This window comes from Oleiphilus sp. HI0132 (assembly GCF_001635845.1).
In genome coordinates, this window is sequence record NZ_LWGJ01001825.1 from 1 (window position 1) to 519 (window position 519).

The 519-nt window shown below is 45.1% G+C and carries 1 protein-coding gene; it reads right to left on the reverse strand.

What is annotated here, in order from left to right; translation table 11 throughout:
- A partial coding sequence (gene ribE, locus A3766_RS27620; RefSeq protein WP_068643389.1) for a 6,7-dimethyl-8-ribityllumazine synthase occupies positions 1–432 on the reverse strand: 432 nt, incomplete at its 3' end.
- Positions 433–519 lie beyond the last annotated feature (87 nt).

Sequence of the window (519 nt, forward strand, 5' to 3'; positions counted from 1 at the left end):
CGCAGCTTCTTCACCTTTGTTACCCGCTTTGGTGCCGGCACGTTCAATCGCCTGCTCAATGGTGTCCACCGTCAGAACGCCAAAGGCAACAGGAATACCTGTATCCAATGATACGGCACCCAAACCTTTCACACACTCTCCAGCAACATACTCGAAGTGAGGCGTACCGCCTCTGATCACCGCTCCTAAAGCAACCACTGCGTCATACTTTTTAGTTTCAGCAACACGTTTCACGGCTAAAGGCATTTCAAATGCGCCAGGAATGCGGAATATCTCGATATCACTCTCATCAATACCGTGACGTACCAAAGAATCCACCGCACCTTCTAGCAAGCTTTCTACCACAAAGGAGTTCCATCGTGTCACGATAATCGCAAACTTTGCACCCGTCGTATCTCTAAAATCACCTTCATAGGTTTTAATATTTCGCATAAGACCTTTCTCTTTAGTATGTTACCGTTCTTAAAATTCGTTTCGTTTTATTTCAATAGCCACTTCATCAAGAAGCTGTATATGGAA